This window comes from Caballeronia sp. AZ1_KS37 (genome assembly GCF_023631165.1).
GTDB lineage: Bacteria > Pseudomonadota > Gammaproteobacteria > Burkholderiales > Burkholderiaceae > Caballeronia > Caballeronia zhejiangensis.
This window is the reverse complement of sequence record NZ_JALQDP010000050.1, coordinates 1-3,967: the sequence shown is the minus strand read 5'-3', so window position 1 is coordinate 3,967 and position 3,967 is coordinate 1. Positions and strand designations below refer to the sequence as shown.

Sequence of the window (3,967 nt, the reverse complement as noted above, 5' to 3'; positions counted from 1 at the left end):
CACGCCGTAGGCCCCACGTCGCGAGGGGCCCTGTGGTCAGGCTGGGGGCAAGTCCGAAGGGACTTGTCCCCGGCTGTCCACGGGGACGCGGGCGCTCCTAGATTTGAAAAACTTGCGATTTAGGATGTTTTTTTCAAGCGTTTTCCATTTTTCTAGCTCGATTTCGAGCATGGAAAGCACATTTAAAGCTTCAAGCCTTTCCTCGAAGACGGGCCGCTGTGATTGGGTCATCCACACACGGATGTTGATCAGCTCCTTTTCGCGATCTCGTATCTGGGCCTGCACCGCCAACAGCAGTTCGAAATGGGGCCGGTTCTGAAATAAAGGCGGTGTGGTCGGTTTTTTAGTCATCTCGGGCCTTGGCATTTTGGGCTTTCATAAGCGGGGTTCTGCCGGTACGGGTTCTTCTTTCGACAAGGCTTCGAACGTAGCCCACAGCGCCGATTGCTCAGTCAGAAAGGTCTGCTCCTGCGGTCTAAGGACGCGCACACTCTCCCTGATCATTTTTTGCAGGTGGGGGTTCGTCTTAGCAAGCTCCAGCACTGCAACGCCGATCAATAGCTTCGTTCGATCGTCACTTTTCTTCGTTTTAGCCTTTTGAACGGATTCGACGCGCTCGATGCGTTTTTGCACGGCCTTGGCCTTGTCCAACAATGCCTGTTGGCGCTCTCTGAGCTTTTGGAGACGCTGTTCTTTGCTTTCGATCGATTCTGTCACGGATACCCCTGCTGGTTGTTGTTCTGTGTTTGCAGTATAAGGGCGATTGTTTGTGGTGCGCGGCCGGTGGTAGGCTTCTCCTCCGAAGGAAGAGAAGCGCGATTCCTCGTTTCCTTTCAGGAAACAATCGCGGCAAGGGCCGAGGCCCCTGCACCCCAAACCAAAAACCGTCGCTCGCTCAATGGCTATTTCGCATTGCTCCGTCCGGCGCGGCCTCGCCGGCAAAGGCGGGCCGCACGCCCTGTATGTGCAGGGCGAAGGGCGCTACGGCGATCGCGCCGATGTGGAGCACATCGAGCACGGCAACATGCCGAGCTTCGCCACCGCTGATCCGATGGCTTTTTGGCAGGCCGCGGACGCCAACGAGCGCGCCAATGGGCGCGCTTACACGGAGTTGCAGTACGCCGTGCCGCGCGAGCTCACTGAGCGAGAAGACCAGATCCGGTTCGCGCGCCGGATGGCCGATGGCATCGTCGGTGTGAAGCACCCGTACACGCTGGCGATGCACGACGCCAAAGCCGCCGATGGTGCGCGCAACGTCCACGTCCATCTGATGTTCTCCGAGCGCCAGCTCGACGGGATCGAGCGCGGCCCGGAACAGTTCTTCAAGCGGGCAGCCGCGCCCTATCGTCATCGCGTCACCAAGGAGATGATGCCCGCCGATCCGGCCAAGGGCGGTGCGGCCAAAGACCGGGCGATGAACGCCAAGACGTTCGTGACGGACGTGCGGATGCGATATGAGCGCCTGGTGAATGCCGAGCTCGAGCGTCTGGGCGTCGATGCCCGGATCTCGATGAAGGCTAATCCTCGCCAGGAGCCTGAGCCGAAGCTGGGGCCGGCGCACCCGCGCGCGGACTTCAACGTCGCGCGTGAGGCGCGGTTGGCGCGCGTGCGCGAGCTGCGCCTCAAGCGCATCGAGTTCGAAAAGATCATTGCCGAGCGTCAGGCATTGCAAAGCCAGATCATCGACCTGACGGGCGATATTAGTACCGCCAAGGCCGAACGAGAACAGCAGCGCCAGACTGCGCCGGCGCCCTTGTCGTCGCTGAGCGTCGAAGAGCGTCGACGGATGCTCGTGGGGGACGATGTGCCGGATCCGAGCGCGCGCCTCAAAGCGTTCCACGCGGCGATGGAAGCCGATCTGCAGCGTAATCCGCCGAAGATCGTGAGCGAAAGAGAAAAACGCGCGCGCGATGTTGAGGCTGCGAAAGCACAGCTGGCCAAACTGCCGACGCCCTATGCGCTGTCCCGGTCGCCTGTGAATGAGGCGCATGGGCGTTACTCCGGGCACGTCTTGTTGGTGACCGATTTCCACGTCGCCCAGGATTGGGGTCGCCGAGAGGCGGTTCTACACGATCGGGCCAAGCTGAGCGGAAGCTATCAGGCTGGCGATAAAGTCCTGATCCAGTACGACAACGGGCGTGGCAGGGTCGAGCAGAAGCCCGATCGGTCACTCGATCGAAGTCGGCCCCGGATTCGATGAGTCCGAGCTGGGATGGGAGGTTTTCGAGGTGAGAAATCGGACGAATACTTCTTTGCCCGTCGCACGGTCGAAAGTGACCAACTCACGCGAGCCGTTCGGATATTCCTTGATGCAGAGACCGGCTGGCGTGTCCGGCTCGCGATAGTAGATGGGATGGCCTGCAGCAAGATGTGCCTTCGCTGCTGCGCCATCATCGTGCGCGATCAAGCGGGATAGCTCGTCAAAATCCAACTCGGTGATGGGCTTTTGCGGCATAAAAGGCGGCATTCCCAGATATCGGGGTGATCGCTATTGCGACAGCAATCTATCACGCTGCTATTTCAGGAACCACCATCGCCGTTTGGCTGGGACATGCTCCAAAAGTCGCAGGGACTGTCGCAGGTCGGCCAGATTGGCGTCCTTCGCTTCCAGTTGCGCTTTTAGCAACGCATTTTCGGCCTGCAGCTGGGCCAAAGTAGCTGCGACATCGGGTGGGACAGGGGGTGCGTCAGCCTGCGACACTGTCTCATGAGACAGCGCAGGGATAGGTTGGGACAGATCGCCGAAAACCCTTATCAGCTCTGCAATGTCGATTCCCTTGCTGCCTGCGACATGCTGGGACATGGAGATGCGCCCATCTGCGACATAGCGCTGGATCGTCTTGCGACTTTTGCCCGTGAGACGAGCAGCCTCAGAAATCGACACGACGGCCATTCAAGGAAGCTCCATTTCTTGTTGGTCGGGTGGGTCAATGTCCTCGTTGCTCACCAGAAGGCGTTCGCCCTGCACGAGCTGCGGAACTGTCTGCAACTCCTTGCTTTCTTCGATGAGCATATCCACCGGCACTGCCTGTTCAGACTCAGCGACAACGATTTCGGCATTGAAAGCAGCGAACCGACCACCTCTTTTCCCCTGCCACGCGACTTGGCTATTGATGATGTAGACGTTCGATTTTCCGGATTTGAGGATCTGGATAAATTTGGCCTCTGCGAGAGCCGCGATCGCTGTTTTAGCTGTTCGATCGGCAATGCCCATTGCCTGCGCCATAGCCGCGTAGCTCATTACCACGCCGTTTGTCCCGCGATTGAGGCGGGATGTGAGGAAGTGCAGGACGGCCAGTCCTGTGGGGTTTTTCAGCCCGAACTGCCACATCTTTTGATGTGCTTTCTTGTCGACTTGAAGCCACCCTTGGACTTGCCCGCGGGAATCATCTTTTGGAAGCGTTAGGTTGGTCATTTTCGAGCACTGTAAATGCATTTTAATGCACCCATACTACCACTCAAACGACCAAAATTTGCTGTTTTAACTGCAAATGTGTCGTCAGATTGCACAACGTTGTGCAATCTGCTGCACAGGTGAAAAATCGCTGTATCCCTTTACTGGTAAGGCTTTAAGGCCAATTTTCGAAAATGTTCGGCCTTTTTAATATGTTCGAGGTGGTTTTTGACTTCAGGCCCCCAGAGGGGGCATGAACGCCGCCTTCGGCGGCTTGACGGCCCCCGGAGGGGGCCAGATGCGCTTCTGGCGCACCGGTCTAGGCGCTAAAGCGCCAAGACCCGGATAAATCGCGCTAGACGGCCTACGGCCGCCCACCGCTCAACCGGGTGCCTGTGAGCACCGGGCGAAACCTTCCTGCGGTTCTGAGACCCGCTATCGCTTCCAGAAGGAGGTTTTAAGGCACATATGTGCAATTTGGGCGAGCGAAGCGAGTCACGCCGTAGGCCCCACGTCGCGAGGGGCCCTGTGGTCAGGCTGGGGGCAAGTCCGAAGGGACTTGTCCCCGGCTGT

Annotated in this window: 6 protein-coding genes; 1 reads left to right on the top strand and 5 read right to left on the bottom strand. The window is 58.5% G+C overall.

Going from position 1 to position 3,967, the window contains the following annotated elements:
• Nucleotides 1-36: 36 nt before the first annotated feature.
• The gene (locus tag NCS00_RS33140) at nt 37-351 is read right to left on the bottom strand and encodes a hypothetical protein (RefSeq protein ID WP_250442267.1); all 315 of its coding nucleotides are present in this window, start codon (nt 349-351) and stop codon (nt 37-39) included.
• 24 nt (nt 352-375) lie between these two features.
• Complete coding sequence (locus NCS00_RS33135; protein WP_250442266.1) at nt 376-717, bottom strand: hypothetical protein; 342 nt, start codon at nt 715-717, stop codon at nt 376-378.
• A 181-nt stretch (nt 718-898) separates the two neighbouring features.
• Between NCS00_RS33135 and NCS00_RS33130 the strand changes: the two genes are divergently transcribed.
• Nucleotides 899-2,200 carry a KfrB domain-containing protein gene (locus tag NCS00_RS33130; RefSeq protein ID WP_250442265.1) on the top strand — a complete coding sequence of 434 codons (1,302 nt, stop codon included), beginning with the start codon at nt 899-901 and terminating at the stop codon, nt 2,198-2,200.
• Here the strand turns inward: NCS00_RS33130 and NCS00_RS33125 are convergent.
• From NCS00_RS33125 to NCS00_RS33115, 3 genes are read right to left on the bottom strand one after another with little or no spacing between them, the layout of a single operon-like run.
• The gene (locus tag NCS00_RS33125) at nt 2,168-2,455 is read right to left on the bottom strand and encodes a hypothetical protein (RefSeq protein ID WP_250442264.1); all 288 of its coding nucleotides are present in this window, start codon (nt 2,453-2,455) and stop codon (nt 2,168-2,170) included. The two genes, NCS00_RS33130 and NCS00_RS33125, sit on opposite strands and share 33 nt — an antisense overlap.
• A gap of 60 nt (nt 2,456-2,515) precedes the next feature.
• Complete coding sequence (locus tag NCS00_RS33120; protein ID WP_250442263.1) at nt 2,516-2,893, bottom strand: hypothetical protein; 378 nt, start codon at nt 2,891-2,893, stop codon at nt 2,516-2,518.
• Complete coding sequence (locus tag NCS00_RS33115) at nt 2,894-3,415, bottom strand: replication/maintenance protein RepL (protein ID WP_250442262.1); 522 nt, start codon at nt 3,413-3,415, stop codon at nt 2,894-2,896. It abuts the gene before it with no gap.
• Between the last annotated feature and the right edge of the window lie 552 nt (nt 3,416-3,967).

Coding starts and splice junctions, on each gene's coding strand:
- NCS00_RS33125 (WP_250442264.1), bottom strand. CDS start 2,455: ATGCCGCAAAAGCCCATCACCGAGTTGGATTTTGACGAGCTATCCCGC.
- NCS00_RS33130 (WP_250442265.1), top strand. CDS start 899: ATGGCTATTTCGCATTGCTCCGTCCGGCGCGGCCTCGCCGGCAAAGGC.
- NCS00_RS33140 (WP_250442267.1), bottom strand. CDS start 351: ATGACTAAAAAACCGACCACACCGCCTTTATTTCAGAACCGGCCCCAT.
- NCS00_RS33120 (WP_250442263.1), bottom strand. CDS start 2,893: ATGGCCGTCGTGTCGATTTCTGAGGCTGCTCGTCTCACGGGCAAAAGT.
- NCS00_RS33115 (WP_250442262.1), bottom strand. CDS start 3,415: ATGACCAACCTAACGCTTCCAAAAGATGATTCCCGCGGGCAAGTCCAA.